The organism is Arthrobacter pigmenti (genome assembly GCF_011927905.1).
Taxonomy (GTDB): Bacteria; Actinomycetota; Actinomycetes; order Actinomycetales; family Micrococcaceae; genus Arthrobacter_D; species Arthrobacter_D pigmenti.
In genome coordinates this window covers 2,760,698-2,785,632 of the sequence record NZ_JAATJL010000001.1, presented here as the reverse complement: position 1 = coordinate 2,785,632, position 24,935 = coordinate 2,760,698, and the positions used below count along the sequence as shown (strand labels likewise).

Sequence of the window (24,935 nt, the reverse complement as noted above, 5' to 3'; positions counted from 1 at the left end):
TCGTCTTGAAGAGAGATCAGGAGATCATCGTGCTCATCGTACTCGTCGCGTTGTTTGCGATGGCTACGATCGCGCCCTTGATCTTCCGCCGGCTGGGCCGCTCGGCGTTCTACATCCTGGCCGCAGTGCCGGCCGCCGGATTCGCCTGGCTCATTGCCACCTTCCCTAATTACACCGCGGCGGTCCAAACTGCCGCTAACGGCCAGCCCAACGCGCCGCCGTCCGTCGTCGTTCCCTGGATTCCGCAGCTGCAATTGGAACTGGCCTTTCGGATGGACGCCCTGTCCGCTGTACTCAGCATCCTCGTCCTCGGTGTCGGCGCGCTGGTCCTTTTCTACTGCGCGCGCTACTTCAAGCAGGATGAACCGAACATCGGTCCGTTCGGCGCGCAACTGCTTGCCTTCGCCGGCGCCATGTTTGGCCTGGTCATCGCCGACGACCTCATCCTGCTCTTCATCTTCTGGGAACTGACCACCGTGCTGTCCTACCTGCTGATCGGGTACTCAAGGCACCGTCTGGCCGCCAGGCGGGCAGCACTGCAGGCCCTGATAGTGACAACCCTCGGCGGGCTGACCATGCTGGTGGGGCTCATCCTGCTAGGCCAGTCTGCGGGAACCTACCGGCTCTCGGACATCCTTGCCCGCGCGGAGACGCTCACCGGAACGGCTGTGGATGTCGCGATCGTGCTGATACTGGTCGGTGCCGTGTCCAAGTCCGCGCTCGTGCCGTTCCACTTCTGGCTTCCCGGAGCCATGGCGGCGCCCACCCCGGTCAGCGCCTATTTGCACGCCGCGGCCATGGTCAAGGCCGGCATCTACCTGATTGCCCGTCTCGCGCCCGGATTCTCGGACAGCACGGTGTGGTTCGTCCTCGTGATGACGCTCGGACTGGCCACCATGATCCTCGGCGGTTGGCGGGCCCTGCGCCAACACGATCTCAAGCTGCTGCTCGCCTACGGGACAGTGAGCCAGTTGGGCTTCCTGACCATGGTGGTAGGGCTCGGCGGGCAGGACGGCGCGCTGGCCGGCCTTGGCCTCCTTCTTGCCCACGGATTCTTCAAGGCCACCCTGTTCCTGGTGGTCGGCATCATTGACCACCAGTCGGGCACCCGTGACATCCGCGGACTGTCGGGGCTTGCCAGGTCAGCCCCCATACTCGCCGTCGTCGCTGCCATAGCCGCAGCATCAATGGCCGGCATTCCACCGCTGCTGGGCTTCGTCGCCAAGGAATCGGTCCTCGAAGCGTTTGTCCATCGAGCTGAGGAAGGCCCGGTGGGTGTAGTGCTGCTGGTCGGCATTGTGCTCGGTTCCATCCTGACCTTCGCCTATAGCGCGCGCTTCGTGTGGGGAGGCTTCGGCGCCAAAGGCGGCGAGCCTACGCCGTTCAAGCGGGTCGAGCCGTCCTTCCTGTTCGCGCCGGCACTGCTTGCTCTCGCATCAGTGGTTTTCGGGCTCTGGCCCGCATTGCTCGACGCCGCAGTCCAGCCTTACCTCACAGCCTTCCCGCCGGGGGAGCAGACGCCGCACCTGTTGCTCTGGCACGGCCTGAGCCCGGCGTTGTTCCTCTCGCTCGGGACCATCGCCGGCGGCACCGTCCTGTTCCTGCTGCGTGAGCGGTTCGAAGCAGTACAGCTTCGGCTGGCCCGGAAGACCGACGCGGAGAAGACCTACAAGGACGTCATCGGGGTGCTTGACGATGTCGCGGTGTGGATCACGGGCCGCACCCAGCGAGGTTCGCTGGCGTTCTACCTGTTCGTCATCCTGTCCATGGCGATCGTCACGCCACTCTCGGCACTGATCTTCTTCGACGCGCCTGTGCCCGATCAGTGGCACCTGGCTGACTCGCCCGCCCAGGCCATTGCCGGCGTCGTTATTGTTCTCGGTGCCTTCGCCGCACTCCGCGCGACCAAGCGGTTCATGGCCGTCATCATGGTGGGGCTGACCGGCTACGGAATTGCCCTGATCTTCGCGCTGCAGGGCGCACCGGATCTTGCGCTGACCCAGTTGCTGGTCGAGACCATTGTGATGGTGGCGTTCGTGCTCGCCCTGCGCTCGCTGCCGGCGCGGCTCTGGCAACGCGAGCCGGGGCGGAAGTACCGGGTGCTGCGCGCGGTGCTCGGGATCTCGTTCGGCCTGGTGATGGCGGCAATTGCGATGTCGGCGATGGCCTCCCGCGTTGCCGAGCCCATCTCCCTGAGTTTTCCGCAGTTGGCGTACGACGACGGCGGCGGCGCGAACATTGTTAACGTCACCCTGGTGGACATCCGGGCCTGGGACACCTTCGGGGAGATCAGCGTCCTCGCCATTGCTGCGACCGGCGTTGCCAGCCTCATCTTCGTGCGCGGCCGTAGCGACGGGCGGGTGCGTGCGGACAACATCGAGACCGGTTCGGTGGACCGGAACCAGGAACCGATCGCCGAGTACGGCCGGGAGGCGGCGGCACTCGAGTTGGCCAAGAAGTTCGCGACGTCGGCCAGGGACGCCTGGCTGGTCGCGGGCCGGACACTGGCGCCTGAACGACGCTCCATCATCTTCGAAGTGGTCACACGGCTGCTGTTCCATTCTGTGATCATCTTCTCGATCTACCTGCTGCTGGCAGGGCACAACCTGCCCGGTGGAGGCTTCGCCGGCGGGCTGATGGCCGGGCTCGCGCTCACCATCCGGTACCTGGCCGGCGGACGGTTCGAATTAGCCGAGGCCACGCCGATCAGCGCCGGGCTGCTGCTCGGTGCGGGGCTGGCAACCGCGTCCCTGACGGCGATTGTTCCGGTCTTCCTGGGCGGCGAGGTGTTCCAGAGCGCGATCATCGAGACAACCTGGCCGGTCTTCGGCGACATCAAGTTCGTGACCTCCACCATCTTCGACATCGGTGTGTACATGGTGGTGGTGGGACTGGTGCTGGACGTTCTGCGCAGCCTTGGATCCGAGATTGACGAGCGCAGCGAAGGCAAGAACATGACCAGGCCGGTAGGCATCGACGCCCTCAAGGAAGAACAGCATTCCGAGCCGGGAGAAGAGGTGGCCCGGTGAGCGTCAACATCACCTTGCTGGTAGTCATGGCAGCACTCTTCGCCGCAGGCATCTACCTGCTTCTCGAACGCAGCCTCACCCGGGTACTGCTCGGGCTGATCCTGCTGGCGAACGGTGCCAACATGCTGCTGCTCTCAGCCGGCGGATTTGCCGGGAAAGCGCCGCTGTACGCCGCCGATATTCCGGCCGAGGAATACAATGACCCGCTACCGCAGGCCCTCATCCTCACCTCGATCGTGATCTCCTTCGCGGTCACAGCGTTCATGCTCGGCATCATCTACCGGTCCTGGGTCCTCGGCCGCCAGGACGAAGTCCAGGACGACATCGAAGACCGGCGCGTTGCATCCCAGAGCAGCTTCGATGCTGAGGACGACGCCGAGGTCCCCCTGGAAACCACAGAATTCACGCCGGTCGAAGAAGCAGAGGAAGCGCCCGGCGCGCAGAGGCACCTGACCACGAGCACCGAGGAGGAGCGATGAACATAGCGAACCTCGCGCCGCTCGCGGTGGTCCTGCCGTTCCTCGGTGCGGCGCTGGCCTTCGTGCTTATCCGCCACTCCCGCTCACAGCGGGCCGTCAGCATCACCACGCTCAGCGTCACCCTGCTGATTGAAGTATTCCTTCTCGTGAATACCAGCACTCAGGGCACCACCGCGGTGTTCGTGGGGAACTGGGCAGCGCCGTTCGGCATCACTATGGTCGTGGACCAGTTCTCGGCCCTGATGCTTGTGGTGTCCTCCGCGGTGAGCCTGGCGGTCCTCATCTACGCAACGGGTCAGGGCATGACAGATGGGGATGAAGACGGTCCCATTTCGATCTTTCACCCGACATATCTGATCCTGGTGGCAGGTGTTTCCAACGCTTTCCTCGCCGGGGACCTGTTCAATTTGTATGTCGGGTTCGAGATCCTTCTGACCGCGAGCTACGTCCTCATGACCCTTGGCGGCACCACCCCGCGCATCCGCGCGGGGGTGACGTACGTCGTCGTCAGTGTGGTCTCCTCGATGCTGTTCCTGATCAGCATCGGCATGATCTATGCGGCGACGGGCACCATCAACATGGCAGACCTTTCGCTGAAACTGGCGGACATCGACCACGGCACCCAAATGATCCTGCACCTGATGCTGCTGGTCGCGTTCGGCATCAAGGCCGCGGTGTTCCCGTTGTCCTTCTGGCTGCCGGACTCCTACCCAACGGCGCCTGCACCGGTGACCGCGGTGTTCGCCGGACTGCTGACGAAGGTGGGCGTCTATGCGATGGTCCGCACCGAGACACTGCTATTCCCCGGTGACCGGATCAACACGCTGCTGATGGTGGTTGCGCTGCTGACCATGGTTGTGGGCATTCTTGGTGCGCTCGCGCAGTCGGATATCAAACGTATGCTTTCCTTCACCCTGGTGAGCCACATCGGGTACATGGTGTTCGGCCTGGCCGTGTCCACCGTGATCGGACTCGGGGCGGCGGTGTATTACGTCGCGCACCACATCACCGTGCAGACCAGCCTCTTCCTCGTCACGGGGCTCATCGAGCGCCGCGGCGGAACCGCCAACATGGACAGGCTCGGTGGCCTCGCAAAGATTTCACCGGTGCTCGCGCTGCTGTTCTTCATTCCGGGAATGAACCTGGCCGGAATACCGCCCTTCTCGGGCTTCCTCGGCAAACTCGGCCTGCTGCAGGCCGGCGTCGAACTCGGAACGCCGATCGCGTACGTGCTTGTCGGAGCGGGTGTCCTCACTAGCCTGATTACGCTGCTGGCCATCGCACGGGTCTGGAACCGTGCCTTCTGGCGCAGGCCGGAGGACGCCACCCACCCCGATCCGATCCTCCTCGTGAAGAAGGAGGACGGCTCCGCGATCAGGACGTCAAGCCGAGTCACTGCGCACAGCACCGGCCGGTTCGCAGGCCGCAAGCCGGTCCACCTCCTGCCGCGCACCATGGTGGGTCCGACGATCGGGCTGGTTGCCTTGGGGGTTGCTCTGACGGTACTGGCCGGGCCGCTGTTCACGCTCAGCGACCAGGCAGCGCAACAGATGCTGGAACGCACGCCCTATGTCGACGCCGTCCTGGGCGAGGGCGCAATGGAAGAAGCCGAGGCGACCCCATGATCCGCCAACGAATACCGCTGCGCGTTGAACTGCCGCTGCTGATCTGGCTGGTTCTGGTCTGGGGCGCGCTGTGGCAGGACTTCAGCCTGGGCAACCTGGTCTTCGGAGCGATCATCGCGTTTGCCGTGGCGAATCTGCTCTACCTGCCTCCGGTGGAGCTGAGCGGCCGGTTCAACCTCTTCTACGCTGCCGGTTTTGCGGGACGGTTCCTGTACCAACTGGTGGTTGCCAGCTTCCAGGTGTTCTGGCTGGCAATTACCAAGGGTCCGCGCCTCAAGAACGCGGTAGTGGCGGTACGGCTACGCAGCCTCTCGGATTTGCTGGTGACGGCAACCGGACACGCGATCTCGCTCATTCCCGGCTCGCTCGTGGTGGAGGTGGACCGATCGACCTCCACCCTCTACCTGCACTGCCTGAACGTGGTCACGGCCGAAGACGCCGAGGAGATCCGCCGGAACGTCCAACGGACCGAAGAGTGGCTGATCCGCGTCATGGGATCCCGCGAGGACCTCGCGAACCTGCGCGCGGGTAGTGCGCCCGTCAGGGATGGAAGGGAGCATCCGTGAGTGTTGTGGTCGGCATCATCGCCGTCATGCTCGGCGTTGCAGCGCTGTGCGCCATCTACCGGGCGGCCGTGGGCCCGTCGATCCTCGACAGGGTGCTCGCCGTCGATGTTCTCCTCGCGATTGTGGGCGGGGCGCTGGCTGTCGACATGGTGTTCAACCGCCACACGGACAACCTGGTGCTTCTCGTGGCGATCTCGATCATCGGATTCATCGCCTCCGTGACTGTGGCACGGTTCGTGACGGACAGGAAGTAGTGGAACCGATGGATACCCTGCTCAATGTCATCACTGCCATCCTGCTGCTGGGCGGGGCGCTCATGTCCCTGGCCGCCGCCGTCGGGCTGTTGCGTTTTCCGGATCTGATGAGCCGGATGCATGCCGCAACCAAGCCGCAGGTGCTGGGCCTGCTGCTCTTTTTGCTGGCCATCGCGGTGGAACTGCGCAGTTGGGCGCTGGTTCCCGTACTGATTGTGTGCTGGATCTTCCAGCTCCTGACCGCGCCCGTTTCTGCCCACATGGTGGGGCGCGCAGGCTACCGGACCAAGCACCTGCGAAAGGATCTGCTCAGCATGGACGAGCTCGACGAGGTGGTTGAACGCGCAGCCACCCGGCGTCGGGAAGAAAACGGTCCGACGCCGGGGGGCTGATGCCTTCTAGGTGAGGTGGCGGGTGCGCTGGTAGCGGTGGATCGCCTTCTGCGTGGTGCGGTTGGTCAGCACGCGGATAGTGGTGCTGACGGCACCTGAGATCACAGCGAAGACCAGCGCCGAACGAAGACTGTTCTCAAGCCCTTCCTTGTCCTTGGGCGGCTCATTGCCGGTGACGCGCTTCCAGATGAGGTCGACCACCTGGGTACCGATCAGCCCGGAGACAATTCCCAGCCCTACACCCATCAGTTTGAAGATCGAATTCATGGTGCCCTCCTTCAGTAGGCTTAGCTTTTGTCATAAGCGTACTGGCAGGGGCCCGCGCCGAGCGAAGCAAGGAGTCGTTTGGGTAGGCGCAACGACGACGACGGCCAGCGCCGCACGCGTGATGCCCCGTCCGGGTGTAATGTGGGTATCGCTCAAAACAACGACAGGGGAGCGCCGCCACTTGTGGTGGGCGCTGAGAGTGCGGAACACCGCAGACCCTCGAACCTGATCCGGCTAGTACCGGCGAAGGGAGTCGAGTTCTCAGGGCTGCCGGCGGCTTGCCGGGATGCCTTCCCCTCCTGTACTCAGGAGGATTCCACCATGACTACTGCACAGTCATCGAAATCATCATCAACATCCCGCCGGCGCTACGAGTGGCGCGTCGTGGACATCGTCGTCGCCTCAGTGATTGCGGTCGCGGTCGGCGTCGTGTTCTTCGCGTGGTCCGCCGGTTACAGCGGAATTTCCGCCCTGACCCTTGCGTATCCGCCGCTTAATGGGTTGTATTCGGGCGGCTGGCTGATTGCCGGCGTGCTCGGCGGCCTCATCATCCGCAAGCCGGGAGCGGCGATCTACTGCGAGGTTGTCGCCGCTGCGGTCTCTGCTCTGATCGGTACCCAGTTTGGCGTTGCCGTCCTGCTGTCCGGGCTCATCCAGGGCATCGGCGCAGAGCTGATCTTCGCACTCTTCCTCTACAAGCGGTGGAACATCGGGGTGGCGCTGCTGGCCGGGCTGAGCGCGGGCCTCTTCCTCGCAGTGAGCGAGAACATCATGTACAACTCCGTCTGGACGCTGGATCACAAGCTCATGTACGGGGTCTTCGCGGCCATTTCCGGTGTGGTTCTTGCCGGCTTGCTGCCCTGGCTCGCCACGCGCGGCCTCGCGAAGACCGGCGTGCTTTCGTCCTTCGCTTCCGGCCGGACAGCCGACGTCTAAGGTGGGCGCTTCCATCTCAGCCAGCGGGTGGGGCTGGCGGCATCCGGGACGTGCCCGCTGGGCTGTGCGGGACATTGATCTGCGCATCGAGCCCGGCGAGCGCGTCCTGCTGCTCGGTGCTTCCGGCGCCGGGAAATCCACGCTTCTGCATGGTCTGGCCGGTGTGCTGGGAGATCAGGATGAAGGGGAGCAATCGGGCGAGCTGACGATTGATGGCAACAACCCGGCTGATGCGCGCGGTCGGTCAGGCCTCGTGCTGCAGGATCCCGACACCCAGTTGGTCCTCGCACGGGTGGGGGACGAGGTGGCCTTTGGCGCCGAAAACCTGGCCGTACCGCGGGACGAGATCTGGCCGCGCGTCACCCGCGCACTGGACGACGTCGGCCTCGACGTCCCCCTCCACCACCCCACGACGGCGCTCTCCGGGGGACAGAAGCAGCGGCTCGCCCTGGCCGCAGTGCTGGCCATGCAGCCGGGACTGCTGCTGCTCGATGAGCCGACCGCCAACCTGGACCCAGCCGGCGTGCTGGAGGTGAGGGACGCCGTCGTACGCGTCCTTGACCGTACCGGTGCCACGCTCGTGGTGGTGGAACACCGCGTGGAGGTGTGGGCCGACGTCGTTGACCGTATCGTGGTGCTCGACTCGAACGGCGGCATCCTCGCGGACGGAAGTCCCGACGTCGTCCTTCAGCAGCAGGGCACCCGCGACCGCCTCATCGAAGCCGGTGTCTGGGTGCCGGGCCACCATCCCGCCGTGCCGTTGGTGGAAACGAACACCGGTGTGGATCTGCTCGAGGCCCGCAACCTTTCGGTGGCGCGGGCAAAGCGCGGACCGACAGTGCTCGACGGCGTGGACCTCACCCTTCAGGCCGGTGCTGCGCTTAGCGTGCTCGGCCCGAACGGAGCGGGCAAGTCAACGCTCGCGCTCACGCTGGCCGGGCTGCTCCGGCCGCGCGGCGGAACCCTCTCGGCGCTTGATCCGCTTTCACGCGGCGCCGGGCAGAGGCCGCACGCGTGGAAGTCGGCCGAACTCGTCAGCCGGATCGGCACGGTCTTCCAGGAGCCCGAACACCAGTTCCTCACCCACACGGTGCTTGAGGAACTGGAGTTCGGGCCGCGCCGGGTCGCGCGCTCCGATGAGGCAGAGGTACGACGCCGGGTGGACCCGATCGCTGAACGGTTGCGTCTGACCGGGCTGCTCAAGGCCAACCCCTTTACGCTTTCGGGCGGTGAGAAGCGGCGTCTCTCTGTTGCCTCGATGCTCGCCAGCAGCCCCGACATCCTCATCCTCGATGAACCCACCTTCGGCCAGGACGCGAACACGTGGGCGGAACTGGTGGCACTGCTCGCCGAAGAGATAGCGCGCGGAACCAGCGTTGTGTCGGTCACCCACGACCGCGACTTCACAGCCGCGTTGGGGTCCCGCACGTTTGTGGTCGGCGGATCTGCGGCGAAGGTGTCAGCATGAGCACGGACGTCCTCACCCCGGAACTGACCGGGCGGCTGCTTCCGAAAGCCAACCCGCTCTCCAAGTTGTTCGCGGCAACGCTGATCACGGTGGTCGTGATGCTCAGCGTGGACTGGGTGAGCGCCGGCGTCGTACTCCTCAGTGAACTCCTGCTGCTGCCGCTGCTGGGGATCAGCGCGCGGAGGCTGTTCTTCCGCGCCTGGCCGTTTGTGGTTGCAGCGGTTGTCGGGGCGTACGGAACTGCGCTGCTGGCCGAGAAGACCGGCCGCGTGCTGTTCGAAGCCGGTCCAGTCCTGTTCACAGAGGACTCCGTCAACGCCGGGCTGGCGATCGGACTCCGGGCACTGGCCATTGCACTGCCGGGCCTGTTCCTGCTCACCACCACCGATCCCACCGATCTTGCGGACGCCCTGGCACAGCGGCTCAAGGCCCCGCACCGTTTTGTCCTCGGGGCGCTCGCCGGGATGCGGCTCGTCGGGCTTCTGTTCGAGGAATGGCGCACTCTCGGCCTCGCCCGTCATGCCCGCGGTGTGGGCCACGAGGGGAACCCGGCGGCACGGTTCGGGAACTTCCTCGGGCAAGCCTTCGGCCTCATGGTTCAGGCCATCCGAAGAGCCACCCGGTTGGCTGTGGCGATGGAAGCCCGTGGTTTCGGCGCCGGCCCGCGCACGTGGGCGAGGGAGAGTACCTTCAGCAGGATCGACGTCGGAGTTGCACTGTGCGGTCTGCTGATTGCGGCCGTAGCGGTGATCGCTGCGGTGCTGGCAGGCACCTGGAACTTCATCCTCGGCTAGCTCGAGGAGGGCCCGCCCTGTTCGGATGGCCCGTACAGGTGCATCATGAGATGAGGCCGCAGGCTTTTCCCAACCTCGCCGCGCATGAATAGGTTGCGGATGGTCCAGCAGAGTCCAGGGGCGGGAACCGACGATGGGCAATGGTCAGGCAGATTGGCTGAGCAGCATCAACGACAATCACCTGCGCGCCTTGAGGGGGTTCGTCCGGAGGCTCACGGGAGACGCTTTCCTTGTCGACGAGGTGGTGCAGCTGACCCTGCTGCGGGCCTGGGAGCATCCGGTCATGCGGGGTCGCACCGAAATGGAGATCCGCGCATGGTTGTTCGCGGTAGCGCGGAACGCGCTGGTGGATTCCTTTCGTTGTGCCTTCCGCCGGCATGAGTTCGACGTTGACGTGCTGCCGGAAACGGCCTCGAACGACGACGTTGAGCAGTTGCTCACCTCATGGCTCGTCTCGGACGCGCTCAGCGAACTGACGCCCGAGCATCGCGATGTGGTGCTGCACTTCTACTTCCGCGGCGAAACGACGGCCGAGATTTCACGTGCCCTCGCCATTCCTGAGGGCACCGTGAAATCGCGTTTGCACTACGCTCTGCGGTCCATGAAAGCTGCGCTGCTCGCCCGGGACGTGGTGTCGGGAAGCTAGGGCGACTACTGAATCATGGTGCCGTCCGGTGCCACCACGTACCAGACCTCGTTGACGCCCTGGCCGTTGGTGTCTCCGGGGGCCTCGTCGTTGGCGAAGTAGTAGATCGGCATACCGTTGATGGTCACCTGCAGTTCGCCGTCGGGCGTTTCGATGGTGCCGAGTTCGCCGGTGACTCCTTCCGCCTCAGGCGTCTCGCTGTCGGTCAGAACCGGCGGCCACGCCTCCAGGCACCCTCCCTCACAAGCGCTGACGCCGGAGTTCGCCTCATCGTTGGTGAAGTAGTAGACCACCATTCCTTCAGCGTCGACAACCACCTCACCGAGGTCCGTCTCAGCGATTCCGAGCGGCGTGCCCATGGTCCCGCCGGCCTCGCCCCCGCCTTCGGTCGGCTCCTCGCTGGTGGGCTCCTCGGACGGTTCCTCACTGGTGGGTTCCTCCGACGGCTCTTCGCTGGTGGGCTCCTCGGCCGCGGGAGCGCTGGTGGGCTCCTCGGAAGGCGAACCGGAGGAACCACAGCCGGTCAGCGCCAGAAGACAAATGGCGACGACGGCGAACAGGACGCGCATTGCTTTACTCATGTTGATACCTCCCGTGATCACCCCACCGACACCCGGGGGATGGGAGCGGCCACTCGGCCCCTCTGCTCTCTAGACGCGGGCAAGGGCCGAAATGGTTCAACGCTGAGACAAACTCACAGCCGAATCACAGCTTCAGGACGCGGCGAGCGCCTTTCCGAGGTCGTTCTGCAGGTCGGTGACGTCCTCAAGGCCCACCGACAATCGGATCACGCCGTCGGACAGCCCGATCGCGGCGCGTCCTTCCGGGCCCATGGCACGGTGGGTGGTGGTCGCGGGATGGGTGATCAGGCTCTTGGAGTCGCCGAGATTGTTCGAAATATCGATGATGTCGAGGGCATCCAGCAGCGCGAACGCGGTTTCCTTGGCACGGCCAACCGGTGCATTCAGCTCGAACGTGAGCACGGTGCCGCCGCCGGACATCTGCGACGCTGCGAGGATGAATTGCGGGTGCGATTCCAGCAACGGATACCGTACCCAGTTCACAGCGGGCTGCGCCTCAAGCCAGCGTGCAAGCGTCAAAGCTGACGAGGAGGAGTGGTTCACGCGCAGCGACAGCGTTTCCAGCCCCTTCAGCAGCGTCCACGCGTTGAACGAGGACAGCGCGGGCCCGGTATGGCGCATCAGCGTCTTGACCGGACCCTCGATGAACTCTTTCCGGCCGAGGATCGCCCCACCAAGCACACGGCCCTGCCCGTCCATGTGCTTGGTTCCGGAATAGACGACGACGTCGGCACCGAGTTCGGTGCACCGCTGCAGCAGCGGGGTGGCGAAGACGTTGTCCACCACCACCTGCGCGCCGGCGGCATGCCCGAGTTCGACGACGGCGCGGATGTCGACGATCTCCTGCATCGGATTCGACGGCGATTCGAAGAACACCGCCGTGGTGGGAACGCTCAGGGCTTCTTCCCACTGGGCAAGGTCCCAGCCGTCCACGAATACCGTTTCGACGCCCCAGCGCGGGAGAACCTCATTGAGGATCACAAAACAGGACCCGAACAGGCTTCGTGAGGCCACAACGCGGTCGCCGCTGGCCAACAGCGCTCCGAGCGCGGTGAAAACGGCTGACATGCCGCTCGCCGTGGCGAAGCAGGCTTCTGCGCCCTCAAGCAACCGGAGGCGTTCCTGGAACATTGCGACGGTGGGGTTGCCGTACCGGGAGTAGACAAACCGGTCCACATCGCCGGTGAACGCAGCCTCGGCAGCAGCCGCGGAGGAATACACGAAACCTGAGTTCAGGAACAGTGCCTCCGACGTCTCCTCGAAGTTTGAGCGGGCCAGCCCGCCGCGCACGGCGAGGGTGTCGGACGCCCAGGCGGCGACGTCGTCGTCCGGGCGCTGGACAACGGGGTAACCGCCATTGCCGGGGATCGGCTCGGAAGGGGTTGCGGGGGAGAACGACGACGGCGTGGACTCAGTCATCTGCCTTCCCTCCCTTGACCCCGGCGGACTGGGCATGAACCGTGGTCGCCAGGCCGCTGGCGCGCCAGCCGCCGTCAGCCTCGAAACCGTGGAGCACGTTATAAACCGTGTGGCCTGCGGCGGTGGCACTCTTTGCTGCTGCAACCGAGCGGACTCCGGAACGGCAGATGAACAGCAGTTCGCGGCCCTTGAGACCGTCCAGTTGGGAGACGAAGGACTCGTTCCGGGCGCCGTCCGCGCGGTTCCATTCGAGGAACAGGGGAACGGTCCCGGCGTCGGTGAGGTCCGGGACGCCAACCGTGCGCCACTCTTCGGTGGTGCGGACGTCAACCAGGACCGCGCCCTTGCTGACCCGCTCCACCGCCTGACGGGGTGTGACGTCGCCGGCATAACCATTGGCAGGCCGGGGCGTATGTGCTGACTGTTGTGACACTGTGTCTCCTCACGCGTGCACGCTGTTGATCCTTCGAAAGCTGATCCTTGTGCCGAGTATTCACCTGAGGCACCCCGCCGTGATAGAGGGTTGCCGGCCAGCAAGTCAGGGCTTGGCGCTGGCGCTCGTTACTCCCGACTGAACGTAGCACCGGCTCCGGCGACTCTGCCACGCGCCGTCGTAATGTGCAGTAATGCGGCGTCGCGCGTCCGCAAAAGTGCCGCTGTTGCGCGGGTTCGTGGTGACGTCCCCACGATCGTGCGAATCGTCGGCGCGTTTGTGGGGCTAGGAGACGGATTCCACCAGTGCGGACAGCTCGGCCGTGAGGTCCGGCGACATGGTTACAGGTTTACCGTCGAGCGATGCCACTTCCGCCAGGAGCCGCACGCTCGAGATCAGCCACACGCCGTCGGAGGCGAAGAGATCAGCCGGGATGAGCGGCCCGTAGCCGAGTTCCCAGCCCGCATCGCGAGCTGCAGCGAACAGCGCACTCTGCGAGGTTCCAGCCAGGATTCCGCTCTCAAGTTGCGGTGTGATCAGGTGCTTGACGCCGTCGATTACCCGGGCGATGAGGACGGTTGACGTCGGTCCCTCCAGCACCTTGCCGTCCGAGGAGGTGAAGATGACGTCATCCGCACCCTGCGACTTGGCATAACGCAGTGCCGCCATGTTGACGGCGTAGGAGAGGGTCTTCGCGCCTATGAGCAGCCAGGGGGCGCGCTGGGCAGCGGTGCTGTCGTAGCCGCGGTCGAGGAGGAGGACGGCGAGGCGTTTGCCCCGAAGGCCCTTCGGAACGGGAGACACTTGGACCCAGGCGGTGGCTTCCGTGCCGCCCTCGACGCTCTCTTCAACCCCACGGATCGCGACGAGCTTGACCACAAGATCGCCGTCGTCGTCCGCTTCCTGCAGGGCCGTGCCAATGGCACGTTCCCACGCGTCCGAGGCTGGGACGTTCAATGCCAGCGCCTCCGCCGAGGACGCCAGCCGGGCCAGGTGTGCCTGCAGCTTCCGGGGTGCGCCGTTTACCGCGAGCATCGTCTCGAAGATCCCGTCGCCGCGAGTAATGCCGGTGTCGGTAACTTTCAGCTGTGGCTGGGAGGCGTCGGCGATGCGGCCGTCCGGCATTGCGGGGTCGAGGAACACCAGAACTGTCATGCGGTCCAGCCTAGTGCGGCGAGCCCTCATCGAGCGGCCGGATATAGCCGGTTCACGACTGGAAGTCGGTCATAACTGGCCGCTCGATTCGGAAGAATCAGTCCGGGAACGTCGAGCCCAGCGCCGAGAGCACCCCGAATGCCTTGGTGCGCACCTCGTCCCACTCCTCGGCGGGGTCTGAGTCGGACGTGATGGCCCCACCCACGCCGAGCGTGAGCCGGGTGCCGTCGTCGTCGTTCTCCATCACGAGCGTACGGATGACGACGGCGAGATCCGCCGCCCCATCCAGCGAAAAGTATCCCGCGGCACCTGAATACACCCCGCGCGGCGCAGCTTCGAGCCGGTCGAGGATCGCCATGGTGCTGATCTTCGGTGCGCCTGTCATGGATCCGGCGGGGAACGCCGCTGCCACAGCCTCCGCCCGTGACGACCCTGGCCGGAGCCGGGCGTCGATCGTGCTGACCATCTGGTGCACGGTCGCGTAGGTTTCGATGTCACACAAACGGCTTACCATGACCGTCCCCGGGACTGCGAGGTGGGAGAGGTCGTTGCGCAGCAGGTCCACGATCATGATGTTCTCGGCGCGGTCCTTGGTGCTGGTCTGCAGCTCCGCCCTCAAAGCGGAGTCCTCAGCGGGATCAGTGGAGCGGCGGCGCGTGCCCTTGATCGGCTCGGCGCGCATGCCCCCACCTGAATCGAGCCGCAGAAAACGTTCCGGCGACGTACTGGCAACGGCGAAACCGGGAAAGGCGAAGTAATGCGCAAATGGTGCGGGATTTGTGCTTCGGAGCTGAAGGTAGGCCGCGAAAGGATCCAGCCGTTGGGTGCGCGCGGTCAGAGCGGTGGTCAGGCATACCTCGTAGGAGTTGCCCTCCGCGATCTCCGCCTTCGCTTCCCGGATTTTCGCGAGGTACTCCTCGCGGGTATCCCTGACTGTGAATTCGGGTGCGGGCAGTGGCTCTCGGGTATCCAGCGGCACACCGCTTTCCAGTACGACGGCGCGCGTCCGTTCCAGCCAGGCGTCGGCTTCGGGATCGCGGGAACCGTCGCGGAGCGTCAGTAGGTAGACCCGCCGATCTTCGTGATCCAGTACGACGGCGCGGCCCGCGAACAGGAGTGCCGCGTCCGGCAATGAGCCGGTCCTGACGATGCGACCACCGGTTTCGCGTTTGAGTTCGTACCCGAGATAGCCCAGCCAGCCGAGCGCGAACGGGCCCGGATAGTCCGACGGCGGGCGGACGGCACGCCGGCCCCACACCCCGTCCAGCCAGCGGAAGAAGGGCCCGGCGCTTCTCGCGGTGACCGGGCCGCTGCTCACGCGGGTGATGCCGTCGGTGTGCTCTGCGACCTGTCCGAAGCGACCGCCGTCGTCGGCCAGGACCGAAAAGCGGCTCCGGTCCTGCGGGTCTTCCAGCGTGGAGCTGTCCAGCCAGACGGCCGCGTTGGACGCCCCGTAGAGGCCGGCGAACAGCGCGGCGCCGTCCGGGTAGGCGTCCACCATCTCCACCTGCAGCGTGAGGCCGCGCCGCGCGGCACGCTCCATGGACATCAAGGACTCACATTGCGGAAGGCCGGTCAGGGCAAGCCGCACCCGTTGCGGAAGTGAGTCTGCCGTGTGGCCGTGCACCAGGATGTCCGCACCAGCGGACGGATTGTCAGCTCGTAACCACCGCTCCTCCTGGTCAGCCCAGCGCTGCCAGAAAGGGGCGTAGGCATCGCCGTCGCGGTTCAGCGCGCTGGTCCGGCGGACGTCGTCGTCGGCGTCGATCCAGATCGCCACGTCCAGCAGGTTCCGCGCGGCAGCGCAGGAGGCGCCAACCCCTTCCACGATCACAATGTCTGCCGGGTGGGTGAGCCGGGTGTCGCCGTCGTCGTTCTTCGTCCAGTCCCAGGCGGGCCACTGCGCAGTAGCTCCCGCCGCGAGGGGAGTGAGCACGGAACGGACATAGCGATCCATTCCATCAGCCAGTCCGTCCCAGCCAGGGTAGAGGTCCTCAAGGTGGAAGAGACTGACGCTATGGTGTTCGCGCAGCAGCGTGGCAAGCTCAACGGCCAGCGAGGTTTTCCCCGCACCGGAACGGCCGTCCACCGCGACGATCAGCGGGAGATAAGCGTGTGCAGGCGTGGTTAGCATGGGCGGCCTTAATGGGATGGGTCTCAGGCGAAAGCCAGCATCACGCCAACCGCAATGAACAGTACGCCGAAGATCCGATTGAGGATCTGCTGCCCGCGCGGCCCGCTGGTGAAACGGCTGAACGAGCGGGCGGCGGCAGCGAAGAACAGCCACATCACCAGCACATCGATGGCGATGACCGTTCCTGCGAGCACACCGTACTGTCCCAGCAAGGGTTCATCGAGCCGGATGAACTGCGGAATGAATGCGAGGAAGAAGACGATCGCCTTGGGGTTCAGGAGGTTGACCCACAGACCGCGACGGAACATGGACGCTGCGCCCTCCACGTAGAGCGGCCCTGCCTGCTCGGTGGGGACGGGCGGCTGCAGGAACTTCCGGATGCCCAGGTACACAAGGTAGGCGGCGCCCGTGTAGCGGATGACGTTGAATGCCACGGGGGAGCCTGCGACCAGCAGTCCGACGCCGGCGGCCACAACCGCGATGTGCACCAGCAGCGCCGCCTGCTGGCCGAGAACGCCCCAGATCGAGCGGCGGAAACCCACGGTGAGCGAGTTGCTCATGGTGTTCACAGCCCCCGCTCCGGGAGTGAAGCTGATGAGTGCCTGCGCGCCAACCAGCGCAAGCCAAAGCGAAAGGGTCACTGAACAATCTTAGGGGCGGCTGCGCGGGCTGCTTTCCACCAATCCACGGTTGCCGCGGCGCCCTCTGACAAAGGCGTGGGTTCTAGCCCGAGAAGTGCTTCGCTGCGAGTCGAATCCATGATGAACGGATTTTCGAACTGGTAGAGCATCTCCGCCAGTTCCCGCATGCCGACCGATACCGTGCCGAGCGCCCGTACCATCCAGCCCGGAATCGGCTTTATCCGCGGTTCCGGCACGCCGGCAGCGCGCGCGAACTCCCGGGCTATCCCGCGCTGGGTAGGAGCTGCGGTGGTGGGCGCGTGCAATACCGAGTTCCACAGGTCCTCGCGCCGGGCTGCCGCGATCATCGCCGCCGCCAGGTCCGGAACGTACGTGAATGAGTGCGGTACGTCAGCGTTCCCCACCGGCCGGATGGTCTGGCCCGCCAGCACCCGCGGAACAACACGCTCGCCCGCATGCGACATCCGTACCCGCGGACCATAGAAGTCCGATGCCACCACACTGACGGTCACCGCACCGGACTCACGGCGCTCCTTCAACAGTCTGGTCCGCACGCCGCGCTTGCCTCCGGTAGCGGTGCGGGGTGAATCCTCGTCCATCACCTCGTCCGGGTGGCTGTACGAATACAGGCTCTCCGGAAAAACGACGACGGCGCCGGCATCCTTGGCCGCCTTCAGCACCACCTGCTCGGCTTTCGGGAGTTCGGCTTCCCATGCGAAAGTGCGATAGGCGGACCCGTGGATGCAGTGGAAGACGGCCTCAGCGCCATCCAATGCGTCCTTGAGTTGGCGTGGGTCGGATACATCGAGCCGGACACGCTCGATCCCGGGCAGGTCCGGACCGCTGCCTGAGCGGGTGAGGACGCGCACACTGTTGCCCTCGGTTGCCAGTTGATCCGCCACTGTCCAGCCAACGGGGCCGGCCCCGGTAACCACGTAATTGCTCATCCTGATCGCTCCTGTTTGTACCGGCGTGAATGAGAGCACTGCTCTCTGGATAAGCATGAGCCTGCTTGCCGCGCCTTGTCAAGAGCAGTGCTCTCTAAAGTTGACGCCGCTCTCGAAATCGGACAGCATGAGCATATGGCTCCTACCCCTCGTGAACGCGCGCGAGCCCAGACCATGGAAGACATCATCAGCATCGGCCGGGCGCACCTTGCCGTCCACGGCGCTGCAGCGCTTTCTCTGCGGGCAATTGCGCGGGAGCTTGGGCTCGTTTCATCCGCGGTGTACCGCTACGTGAAGAGTCGTGACGAGCTCCTCACGTTGCTCGTGGTGGACGCCTACACCGAGCTTGGCGATGAGGTGGACGGCGCGGTAGGGCAGGTGCAAGGTCATGATCACGCCGCGAAGTTCGTTGCCCTGGCCAGGGCAGTCCGGGCATGGGCGCTGCGAGAGCCGGCCTGCTATGCGCTGCTTTTCGGCAGTCCCGTGCCTGGGTATCACGCGCCCGCTGAGCAAACCACAGGGCCTGGCACGCGCGTCATCAGGGCACTGGTGCGGATCTACGACGACGCCTACCGGTCCGGGCACAGGGCTGCGGCACTCCCCGGCGGTTCCGAGGACGTGCACGGACAGTTGCCTGCGGACCTCGCGGGCATCCGGGAGGACATGGCGTTGGAGGCGGATGACGAGCATATTATGCGGGGAAACCTCGTCTGGGCTGCTCTTTTCGGCGTTGTCAGCTTCGAGGTCTTCGGGCAGTACGGCGCAGACACTTTCTCTGACCCTGAGCAGCTGTTCGAGCAGCAGTTGCGGGTGCTGAAGGGAGTTGTCGGGTTGTAGGCAACGGTCTGGTGGCCGATGCCGCGGGGGTTTCAGCGAACAGCTACCAGACGGTGCTCAAGGCTTCGAACTCATGCATGGCATTGTCGCTGGTGATAATGGTGGCGCCCTCGACCATTGCCTGCGCCGCAATCAGGCGGTCGAACGGGTCGGCATGATTCCAAACAAGCGAGGCCGCGGTGAGGGCGTGCTCGGTTGTGATGGGAACCGTCAGCGGAGCCACCCGTCGTACGTGATGCTCGTAACCGATGAAGACTCTGTCCAACCCCGGAAGCTTTCCTTTCCGGTACTTGTACGCGAGTTCGTAAGCTGTGGCTGCGGATGCTAGGAGCGTTTCATCCATGCTGCTGATGATCTTGCGCGCCTTGCTGGACAGGGAGCGCGGGCTGGTCATCGCAAGAAGCAGAGCCTGCGAGTCGATCAGATAAGTGGTCGTTCCCATTCGGCCAACTCCTCTCCCGTCATCGGTTCAAAGGCACTCTCGGGTACGTCGAGCGGGCCGAGAAAGCCGAGCGTCCGTTTCAGGGGGCGATCCACTCTCACGAGCTTTGCCACAGGCCTCCCGCCACGTGCGATGATCACCTCGTCGCCTCTCTCGACCATGTGCAGCAGCTCGGACAGTCTGGTTTTTGCCTCTTGAACGTTGTACTGGCCCATGTTGACCAAGTCTACTTGGTCAACCTCTACGGCATAAGGTTCAGGCCAATATTCGAATCCGTCGGATGTGGTCATGAAGTAACGGTATGTATGCCTAAGCTCTCATGACACGAAGCATGCGGCTATGTGGAAAACCCTCCCGATATTGCCCGGCTGGGGAGGGGAAGTGCGATCCTATAAAGGCTCAGCCATGGGCGGCCGCCCGGGCTATTCACGGGTCTGATAGTCGTGTCCATCTCCGAGGATCGCAGCGCTGGTTGATGAGGCGGTGCCAGCTCACACTCTTGCCTCTTCGACGCCGTGCCCCCTTTCGCGTCGTTCTTTTTGGATGAGTAGGGCTGCGCTGAGCGAGCTTGCGAGTGCGAGCCCCGCACAAACAAGCACCGAGACCCGAAAACCGGTTACGTAAGCCTCGTCGACGGCCTGTTCAATGGCAGCGGCAGTCTCTTCCGGCAGCCCGGGAGGAGGCTGTGCGGCTCCGAGATCTACTTTTGCCACCTCCAGTTGAGCTCGTTGTGTGGTGGACAGGTCAAGACCTTCCGTTCGTGCGTCCAAGGCTGGGCTGAAGGCCGCGAACATCAGGCCGCCGAGCACCGCGATGGCCAGGAGCGAGGCCACTCGTGAGAACGCGTTGTTGATTCCGCTTGCCAGCCCGGCCCGGTGCCCGGGTACTGCGTTCAACGCGACCGTGGTCAGGTTCGGTACCAAGATGGATAGGCCCAGCCCGAGCACTACTATCGCGGGGAAGTAGCTGGTCCAGTACGGTCCTGCGTCTACTCCGGGGACAGCCAGCAGGGCGAATCCAGCGGCGGCGAGTGCGGAACCGGCGACGAGTGGGATCTTCGCGCCGATCCGATCAGAGAGCGCACCGGTGTAACGGGACAGAAAGAACATCAGCACGATTGCGGGTACGAATGCCGCACCGGCCGCGGTGGCTGTGTAGCCCTGTACCTGGATGAGGTTGAACGGGAGGAAGAACAAGGCGCCGCCCAATGCGAAGTACAGCAAGAGTGTGAATAGGTTCGCGCCGGTGAAGTTCCGGCTTCGGAACAGGGATAGCGGCATCATTGGTTCGCGCACCCGTTGTTGCACTACCACGAAGCCCGCCAGAGACGTGCAACCGACCAGCAACGAGCCAAGCACTAAGGGCGCGGTGAATCCTGCAGTTGATCCTTCGATCAATCCGAATACGAGGCCGCCAAGCCCGACAGTCGCCAGTACTGCTCCCCATGGATCCAGCCGGCGAGCCGCTTCATCGCGGCTCTCCGGCACTCGGGTCAAAGTGATAACCAGCACCACTGCCGCGAGCGGGATGTTGATGAAAAACACCCATCGCCAGGAGAGCGTATCGACCAGGTAGCCGCCGAGCACTGGCCCAAGAACGGAGGTGATGCCGGAGAAGGCCGCCCATGTACCGATAGCCTTGCCGCGGCGTTCTTCGTCGAAGGCGTCACTGATGATTGCCAGTGACCCTGGGATCAGCAGCGCTCCGCCGATCCCTTGCACTGCTCGCGCGATGATGAGCTGCCCGGGATCCGGGGCGAAGCCGCACCAAATAGAGGCGAGGGCAAACAACCCGATTCCTGCTGCAAAAATCCGACGCCGCCCGAAGTGATCGCCGAGAGAGCCGCCCAATAGGAGCAGAGCGGCCAGGAACAGGGCGTAGGACTCCACAATCCATAGCGCGTCCACTGCTGTGGCGCCCAACTCACCTTGTATGGCAGGCAGGGCGACGTTGACTACCGAGCCGTCTATGAAACCCATCGAGGAGCCCAGAATGGTTGCAGCCAACACCCAAGCGCCCACATGGGGTGAGCACGGAGAGCCGGCCTTTCCCGTGAGCAGTACACCCTCATCACACGGTTGGCGAATGATATTGGACATCGTCCTGCCCCTCATCGGTGCTGCGAACAGTAGCACTTTCAGGTGGACCTCGCACCGGGCAAAGTCAACCGTATTCACGTCAGTGCGAATCCGCCCAGCCCACCTCAGTTTCAGCGTTTCTGGTTCATTGGCAGCGTGTGCTTTGTGCACCGAAGCTGCTGACTCTGCTTGATTACCCGAAGCCGGGCTCAGCTGCTCGCCGCGTGGCCGCGCGCCAACTCTTCCAGGACGTACTGCACAATTCCGGGGACCGCGGCCGAAATCATCTGCCAGGTCTCTTCGAAGTCGGCTTGGTCGCCGTACCACGGGTCGTAAATTCCGAGTTCGGACACCGGAGTACCCGCGCTCGACGGATCAAACTCACGCAACATCCGCACCCTGCCGCGGCACTCGCCGTCGGGCGCTTCAAGCCGCAGGTCCTCGTAGTGGTCCACGTCCAGGGCGAGGATGAGATCCCGTTGGGCGTACCAGGCGGGATCGAACTGCCGGGCGCGGTGAGTTTCGCTCGTCAGACCGAGTTCGGTCAGTTTCACAGCAGCGCGCTCGTCGATCGGGTTGCCGGTCTCCCAACCGGTGGTACCCGCGGAGTCCACAACGACGTCGTCGGCCAGTCCCGCCTCTTCGAAAGCCCGGGTCAGCATGATCTCGGCCATGGGGGAGCGGCAGATATTCCCCGTGCAGACGGTGACGATGCGGTACATGCCTCAATCCTAGGTACTGATCAAAGGAGAGCGCACTGGAGCGACCGAAATCCAAATCGGGATGCGCAAAGTGAAAGCTAATCCTCTTCCAGTAGAGCCATCGCAGCACTGTGTCCGCCCAGTCCGCTGACGCCGCCACCCCGTCGCGAACCCGCTCCGCACAAAAGGATGCGCGGATGGTCTGTCGCGACGCCCCACCGCCGGGCGGGGGTATCCAGCGGATCGTCGTCGTCGGCGAACGGCCACGAAAGCGGACCGTGGAAGATGTTGCCTCCGCTCAGGCCCAGCTCACGTTCGAGATCAAGGGTGGTCTTCGTTTCGACGCACGGTGCACCCGTTGGTCCGGCAAGGATGCAGTCCTCAATCGGTTCCGCCAGCACACTGTTCAACGAGGAAAGCACCGCTTGCTGAAGTGCTGCCCGTTGCTCGTCGTGGTCGGCCTCCCGAAGCAACCTGTGCGGTGTCTGCAGCGAAAAGACCGTCAGGGTGTGGGCGCCCGCTTCACGCAGTTCCGGCGACAGGATGGAAGGATCTGCCAGCGAATGGCAGTAGATCTCGATCGGAAGCAGATCGGGGAACCGCCCGGACTCCGCTGCGCCGTAGGCGTCCTCCAGCTGGGAATACAGCTCGTTGATGTGAAACGTCCCGCCGAAGGCCTGCTCCGGGGTCACCTGCGGATCTTTCAACTGCGGCAACCGCGAGAGCAGCATGTTCACCTTCACCTGTGCGCCCTCAGCGACAGGGTGCGACGACGGCGCGAACCCGGCCGCGTCCGGCCCGCCCATCAGGCTACCCAGCACGCCAGGCGTCACATTCGCGAGCACGTACTCACCGCTGAGGCGCACCGAAGCGCCGTCGGCCTGTTGGTAATGCACGACGCCGTTGGGCGCCACCGCGGTGACCTCCGCCTCAGTACGGATCACGACGCCCGCTTCGCGGGCAGCTTTTTCCAGCGCCCCCGAGACGGCGCCCATCCCGCCCACTGGGACGTCCCAGTCTCCGGTGCCGCCTCCGATGACGTGGTAGAGAAAGCACTTGTTCTGCTGCAGGTTCTCATCGTGGGCCCGGGCGAAGGTGCTGATCAGGGCGTCGGTGAGCATGACTCCGCGAACGAGGTCCTGCTGCGCGAATCGCTCGATGACCTCGCCGATCGGCCTTTCGATGAAGTCCGCCCATACCGAGTCATCGCCTACTAGGGCTTGGGCCTCTGAACGGCGGAGAAGCGGTTCCGTGACGGTTGGCCACAGTTTCTCGGCCAATAGGGACGTGCACGCGTAGAACTCGGCGAATCCGCCGGCGTCGCTGTCAGCGCCAACGCGCCTGAAGCTCCTGCGGGTGGCCCGTCGGTCGGTGTTGTCGATGAGTAGCCCGGCGTCCGATCCGGGCAGCGGTGTATAGGACGAGTAACGCCGGCGCACCAGCTCCAGATCGAGCTGCAGATCTTCGATAATCCGGCGCGGCAGGAGGCTGACCAGGTAGGAGTAACGCGACAATCGCGCGCCGGTACCAGGGAACGCCTCGGCAGACACCGCTGCACCGCCCACGTGGTCCTGCCGCTCAAGCACGACGACGGACCTGCCCGCGCGGGCAAGATACGTTGCCGCGACAAGCCCGTTGTGGCCGCCGCCGACCACAACGATGTCGAAGTGCTCAGAATCAACCGCTTTGGATCGGCTCATCCGCTCACACTACTAGCACGTCGCACCTACCCCGGACTCGCTCCGCTCGCCCTCAGGACCCCTCGGCGCTCGCTCGCCAGGTCTTACACCCGTACGAGGATCTCCCCGCACGGAATGAGGAACCAGCCGTCGGTTGATTCTCCCCAGCGCCGCCACCCCGCAGCCATCCGCTCCAGCGCCGCGCGGTCGGACAGTCCGCGATCGAGGGTCTGCTCCGCGAATGCCGAACTCAGCACCCGCTCGGCCCAAGCCGCAGCATGCCGGCGCCGTCGCTCCGGGGTGGCGTACAACCAGTTCGACGACGATGCCTCCACGTCGGTCAAGCCCGCTTCGTGCGCCCAGGCAAGGAGGTGCCGTCCGGCGTCGGGCTCGGCGCGGTTGCTGCGCGCGAGCTGCTGGTAGGTATCCATCCACTCGTCCAGTTCCGGGGTGGGCGGGTACCAGGCGATCGCGTGGAAGTCCGCCTCGCGAACGGCGATGACGCCGCCGGGCCGGGTGACCCGCCGCATTTCGCGCAGGGCCGCCACCGGGTCTGTCAGGTGCTGCAGTACCTGATGTGCGTGAACAACGTCCACGGATTCGTCAGGCAGATCGAGGTCGTAGACGTTGCCGGTGCGGAAGGACAGGTTATCGATTCCTGCGTAGGTTCTCTCCGCGAGCGCAACGACCTCGGCGGAACGGTCCATGCCGATCACACGGCCGGGATCGAGGAGTGCGGCGAAGTCGGCCGTGATGCTTCCCGGACCGCAGCCGACGTCGAGCAGGTCCATGCCGGAGGTCAGATGGTCGAGCAGGTAGCCCGCGGAGTCGGCGGCCCGACGTTCGGAATGGGCGCTCGTGACGCTTGAATGATGACCGTGGGAGTACACCTCTTCGCTCATGGTCGAAAGGCTACTCCGGGCGCTGGCCGCTGGCCTGTTGACGCGCCTGGACGGTTGCCTCCGTGACCCTGCGCATCATGGCTGCCAGTAGCTCAAGTTCGTCCTGGGGGAAATTCTCAAGTGAGCGTTCAACGCTGCGCGCAAGCGGTGAGAAGAGGGCGGATCCCGTGGCGAGGGCCTTCTCGGTCATTTCCAGGTGCACCTGCCGGCGGTCAACCGAACTGCGGGCACGCCGTACGTGACCGGCACGGTCCAAACGGTCGACCAGGGCCGTTGTGGCCGGCGAACTGAGGTTCAGAGCGTGCCGCAGCATGCCGGGTGTCACTGTCACACCTGACCTGGCGGCGCCCATCATGATCCCGAGTGCGTTGAGGTCCGTGCGGTGCAGGGCATCGCGCGCGCTGACGGTGTCGACATAGCGATCCGTTTCGACCGTGAACTGCTGCAGCAGCGCCATCAGCTCCGGTAGGGCAGTGGGGGACATCTCTCACCTTCTTTGTATCCAGATTAGGACATGCGCCAAATATCTC

At 64.7% G+C, this 24,935-nt stretch carries 26 protein-coding genes and 2 riboswitches; of the genes, 11 read left to right on the top strand and 15 right to left on the bottom strand.

Annotation, left to right across the window (positions count from 1 at the left end):
- The first annotated feature begins 29 nt into the window (after nucleotides 1-29).
- The 6 genes from BJ994_RS13000 to mnhG are packed head-to-tail and all read left to right on the top strand — an operon-like array spanning nucleotide 30 to nucleotide 6,345.
- Nucleotides 30-3,029 (top strand): Na+/H+ antiporter subunit A, encoded by a 3,000-nt coding sequence (locus BJ994_RS13000; RefSeq protein ID WP_167996017.1) that lies wholly within the window; start codon nucleotides 30-32, stop codon nucleotides 3,027-3,029.
- Nucleotides 3,026-3,508 (top strand): Na(+)/H(+) antiporter subunit C, encoded by a 483-nt coding sequence (locus BJ994_RS12995; RefSeq protein ID WP_167994707.1) that lies wholly within the window; start codon nucleotides 3,026-3,028, stop codon nucleotides 3,506-3,508. The genes BJ994_RS13000 and BJ994_RS12995 overlap by 4 nt, the downstream gene beginning before the upstream one ends.
- Nucleotides 3,505-5,133: a Na+/H+ antiporter subunit D gene (locus tag BJ994_RS12990; RefSeq protein WP_167994706.1), complete on the top strand. Its 1,629-nt coding sequence runs from the start codon at nucleotides 3,505-3,507 to the stop codon at nucleotides 5,131-5,133. Before BJ994_RS12995 ends, BJ994_RS12990 begins: the two co-directional genes overlap by 4 nt.
- Nucleotides 5,130-5,699: a Na+/H+ antiporter subunit E gene (locus BJ994_RS12985; protein ID WP_167994705.1), complete on the top strand. Its 570-nt coding sequence runs from the start codon at nucleotides 5,130-5,132 to the stop codon at nucleotides 5,697-5,699. Before BJ994_RS12990 ends, BJ994_RS12985 begins: the two co-directional genes overlap by 4 nt.
- Before the next feature lie 26 nt (nucleotides 5,700-5,725).
- Nucleotides 5,726-5,953 carry an MrpF/PhaF family protein gene (locus tag BJ994_RS12980; RefSeq protein WP_167996016.1) on the top strand — a complete coding sequence of 76 codons (228 nt, stop codon included), beginning with the start codon at nucleotides 5,726-5,728 and terminating at the stop codon, nucleotides 5,951-5,953.
- Nucleotides 5,954-5,961: 8 nt separating this feature from the next.
- Nucleotides 5,962-6,345, top strand: coding sequence for a monovalent cation/H(+) antiporter subunit G (mnhG, locus tag BJ994_RS12975; RefSeq protein ID WP_167994704.1), 384 nt, complete (start codon nucleotides 5,962-5,964; stop codon nucleotides 6,343-6,345).
- 6 nt (nucleotides 6,346-6,351) lie between these two features.
- Here mnhG and BJ994_RS12970 read toward each other — a convergent pair whose 3' ends face one another.
- Nucleotides 6,352-6,612, bottom strand: coding sequence for a DUF4235 domain-containing protein (locus tag BJ994_RS12970; protein ID WP_167994703.1), 261 nt, complete (start codon nucleotides 6,610-6,612; stop codon nucleotides 6,352-6,354).
- 155 nt (nucleotides 6,613-6,767) lie between these two features.
- Nucleotides 6,768-6,881: riboswitch (TPP riboswitch) on the top strand.
- Nucleotides 6,882-6,933: 52 nt separating this feature from the next.
- Here BJ994_RS12970 and BJ994_RS12965 point away from each other — a divergent pair.
- From BJ994_RS12965 to BJ994_RS12950, 4 genes are all read left to right on the top strand, one after another.
- Nucleotides 6,934-7,548: an ECF transporter S component gene (locus BJ994_RS12965; RefSeq protein ID WP_167994702.1), complete on the top strand. Its 615-nt coding sequence runs from the start codon at nucleotides 6,934-6,936 to the stop codon at nucleotides 7,546-7,548.
- Between the two features lies 1 nt (nucleotide 7,549).
- On the top strand, nucleotides 7,550-9,016 hold the full coding sequence (locus BJ994_RS12960) for an ATP-binding cassette domain-containing protein (RefSeq protein WP_167994701.1): 1,467 nt from the start codon (nucleotides 7,550-7,552) through the stop codon (nucleotides 9,014-9,016).
- Nucleotides 9,013-9,810 (top strand): energy-coupling factor transporter transmembrane component T family protein, encoded by a 798-nt coding sequence (locus tag BJ994_RS12955; RefSeq protein ID WP_167994700.1) that lies wholly within the window; start codon nucleotides 9,013-9,015, stop codon nucleotides 9,808-9,810. The genes BJ994_RS12960 and BJ994_RS12955 overlap by 4 nt, the downstream gene beginning before the upstream one ends.
- Before the next feature lie 133 nt (nucleotides 9,811-9,943).
- Nucleotides 9,944-10,456: a sigma-70 family RNA polymerase sigma factor gene (locus BJ994_RS12950; RefSeq protein ID WP_167994698.1), complete on the top strand. Its 513-nt coding sequence runs from the start codon at nucleotides 9,944-9,946 to the stop codon at nucleotides 10,454-10,456.
- 5 nt (nucleotides 10,457-10,461) lie between these two features.
- Here the strand turns inward: BJ994_RS12950 and BJ994_RS12945 are convergent, their stop codons facing one another.
- From BJ994_RS12945 to BJ994_RS12915, 7 genes are all read right to left on the bottom strand, one after another.
- Nucleotides 10,462-11,037 (bottom strand): COG4315 family predicted lipoprotein, encoded by a 576-nt coding sequence (locus tag BJ994_RS12945; protein ID WP_209066833.1) that lies wholly within the window; start codon nucleotides 11,035-11,037, stop codon nucleotides 10,462-10,464.
- A gap of 132 nt (nucleotides 11,038-11,169) precedes the next feature.
- Nucleotides 11,170-12,456, bottom strand: coding sequence for an O-succinylhomoserine sulfhydrylase (locus BJ994_RS12940; RefSeq protein WP_167994696.1), 1,287 nt, complete (start codon nucleotides 12,454-12,456; stop codon nucleotides 11,170-11,172).
- Entirely contained in the window at nucleotides 12,449-12,889 is a 441-nt protein-coding gene (locus tag BJ994_RS12935; protein WP_167994694.1) for a rhodanese-like domain-containing protein, read from the bottom strand. Before BJ994_RS12935 ends, BJ994_RS12940 begins: the two co-directional genes overlap by 8 nt.
- Before the next feature lie 6 nt (nucleotides 12,890-12,895).
- Nucleotides 12,896-13,022, bottom strand: a riboswitch (SAM riboswitch).
- Nucleotides 13,023-13,174: 152 nt separating this feature from the next.
- Complete coding sequence (locus tag BJ994_RS12930; protein WP_167994692.1) at nucleotides 13,175-14,044, bottom strand: aminodeoxychorismate lyase; 870 nt, start codon at nucleotides 14,042-14,044, stop codon at nucleotides 13,175-13,177.
- A 97-nt stretch (nucleotides 14,045-14,141) separates the two neighbouring features.
- Nucleotides 14,142-16,178: an aminodeoxychorismate synthase component I gene (gene pabB, locus BJ994_RS12925; RefSeq protein WP_167994690.1), complete on the bottom strand. Its 2,037-nt coding sequence runs from the start codon at nucleotides 16,176-16,178 to the stop codon at nucleotides 14,142-14,144.
- A gap of 23 nt (nucleotides 16,179-16,201) precedes the next feature.
- Nucleotides 16,202-16,819 (bottom strand): LysE family transporter, encoded by a 618-nt coding sequence (locus BJ994_RS12920; protein ID WP_167994688.1) that lies wholly within the window; start codon nucleotides 16,817-16,819, stop codon nucleotides 16,202-16,204.
- Nucleotides 16,816-17,766, bottom strand: coding sequence for an NAD-dependent epimerase/dehydratase family protein (locus BJ994_RS12915; RefSeq protein ID WP_167994686.1), 951 nt, complete (start codon nucleotides 17,764-17,766; stop codon nucleotides 16,816-16,818). The genes BJ994_RS12920 and BJ994_RS12915 overlap by 4 nt, the downstream gene beginning before the upstream one ends.
- A gap of 135 nt (nucleotides 17,767-17,901) precedes the next feature.
- On the opposite strand from BJ994_RS12915, the gene BJ994_RS12910 reads away from it, so the two are divergent.
- Nucleotides 17,902-18,603 (top strand): TetR/AcrR family transcriptional regulator, encoded by a 702-nt coding sequence (locus BJ994_RS12910; RefSeq protein ID WP_167994684.1) that lies wholly within the window; start codon nucleotides 17,902-17,904, stop codon nucleotides 18,601-18,603.
- A 43-nt stretch (nucleotides 18,604-18,646) separates the two neighbouring features.
- Here BJ994_RS12910 and BJ994_RS12905 read toward each other — a convergent pair whose 3' ends face one another.
- From BJ994_RS12905 to BJ994_RS12875, 7 genes are all read right to left on the bottom strand, one after another.
- Nucleotides 18,647-19,045 carry a type II toxin-antitoxin system VapC family toxin gene (locus BJ994_RS12905; RefSeq protein WP_167994682.1) on the bottom strand — a complete coding sequence of 133 codons (399 nt, stop codon included), beginning with the start codon at nucleotides 19,043-19,045 and terminating at the stop codon, nucleotides 18,647-18,649.
- Nucleotides 19,024-19,335: a type II toxin-antitoxin system Phd/YefM family antitoxin gene (locus BJ994_RS12900; RefSeq protein WP_245192292.1), complete on the bottom strand. Its 312-nt coding sequence runs from the start codon at nucleotides 19,333-19,335 to the stop codon at nucleotides 19,024-19,026. Before BJ994_RS12900 ends, BJ994_RS12905 begins: the two co-directional genes overlap by 22 nt.
- A 201-nt stretch (nucleotides 19,336-19,536) precedes the next feature.
- On the bottom strand, nucleotides 19,537-21,144 hold the full coding sequence (locus BJ994_RS12895; protein WP_167994680.1) for an MFS transporter: 1,608 nt from the start codon (nucleotides 21,142-21,144) through the stop codon (nucleotides 19,537-19,539).
- A gap of 188 nt (nucleotides 21,145-21,332) precedes the next feature.
- Nucleotides 21,333-21,845: a low molecular weight protein-tyrosine-phosphatase gene (locus BJ994_RS12890; protein ID WP_167994678.1), complete on the bottom strand. Its 513-nt coding sequence runs from the start codon at nucleotides 21,843-21,845 to the stop codon at nucleotides 21,333-21,335.
- A gap of 77 nt (nucleotides 21,846-21,922) precedes the next feature.
- Entirely contained in the window at nucleotides 21,923-23,524 is a 1,602-nt protein-coding gene (locus tag BJ994_RS12885) for a phytoene desaturase family protein (protein WP_167994676.1), read from the bottom strand.
- Nucleotides 23,525-23,607: 83 nt separating this feature from the next.
- Nucleotides 23,608-24,405 (bottom strand): methyltransferase domain-containing protein, encoded by a 798-nt coding sequence (locus BJ994_RS12880; protein ID WP_167994674.1) that lies wholly within the window; start codon nucleotides 24,403-24,405, stop codon nucleotides 23,608-23,610.
- A 10-nt stretch (nucleotides 24,406-24,415) separates the two neighbouring features.
- Nucleotides 24,416-24,889, bottom strand: coding sequence for a MarR family winged helix-turn-helix transcriptional regulator (locus tag BJ994_RS12875; protein ID WP_167994672.1), 474 nt, complete (start codon nucleotides 24,887-24,889; stop codon nucleotides 24,416-24,418).
- Nucleotides 24,890-24,935: the final 46 nt, after the last annotated feature.